This window comes from Nonomuraea sp. bgisy101 (assembly GCF_057708945.1).
Map to the genome: position 1 here is coordinate 1 of NZ_JBYITD010000112.1, position 1,014 is coordinate 1,014.

General features: G+C 67.7%; 1 protein-coding gene. It reads right to left on the reverse strand.

All coding sequences use genetic code 11. The features are described from left to right. Nucleotides 1–26 precede the first annotated feature (26 nt). The gene (locus AC3EO4_RS55660; protein WP_431904985.1) at nt 27–890 is read right to left on the reverse strand and encodes a transposase; all 864 of its coding nucleotides are present in this window, start codon (nt 888–890) and stop codon (nt 27–29) included. Nucleotides 891–1,014 lie beyond the last annotated feature (124 nt).

Genomic DNA, 1,014 nt, shown 5'->3' on the forward strand with positions numbered 1-1,014 from the left:
GGCTCTGGCGCTGATCTTGTTGCGTTTCAGATGATCAGGACTCGTCGGCGGAGGAGGTCGAGGTTGGCTCGGCCGTACATGCTTCTTTTGATCATTTTCAGTCGGTTCACGGTGCCCTCCGTGGGGCCGTTGCTCCAGGGCAGGGTGAGTCCAGCGGTGACGGCGTCCTGATCGCGGGTGAGGCTGGTCGCGAAGCTATGGAGGGCGGGCAGGCGGTCCGCCAGGACGGCATCGATCCAGGTCGGCAGCCTGTCTCCGTCAAGGTTCTGGATCATGTTGGCGAAGCTGCCGACGTGATGGCGCGTGGCCTCCAGCTCGGGGCAGCGCGCGAGGATGTTCTTGAGCTGTACGGCAGCGCCCGCAGTCAGGTGATCGGGATCGGACATGATCCAGCTGGCGACCTTACGCGGTTTCGGGGGTGTCGGCGCGGTCGATGGCGGGTCCGTCCGTTCACGCAGCTGGGCGACGTAGCGTTCGACGGTGCGCAGACTGCCGCGCCAGCCGAGGAGTTCGATCTCACGGTGCAGCGCCCTGGCGTTGTGGACCCCGTCAGCGAAGCGCTGGTGCAGGTGGTCCCTGAACCGGTCCAGACGGCTCGTACGATTGTTGGCCCTGCCCAGGTGCTGCTCCAGGGGCGTGCCAGCGAAGCGGTAGACGGTGCGCACGCTGATCCCGAGCTCGCGGGCGACCTGGGTACGGGAACGGCCCGCGGCCAGCAACTCGTGGATCGCGGCGTGGCGTTCTCGATGCCTGCGAGCCAGCGGGTACTCGATCGGCGGATCCGGCTCCGGTGGCGGGCCGGCCTCGTCGCACTGTTCATCGGTTACGAGGTCTTCTGCCAGTGGTGGCTCGGGCAGGCAGGCAGCGTGGGTGAAGACCGTCTTCTCCACCGCCGCGCCCAGGTTCGCCCACAGGTGCCACCGGTCGGCTACCTCGATGGCATCTGGTGCGCCGACCCGGGCGCCGTGGGCGTAAGCTCCAGCGCGGTCGCGGCAGATCACCTCGATGCCGGGA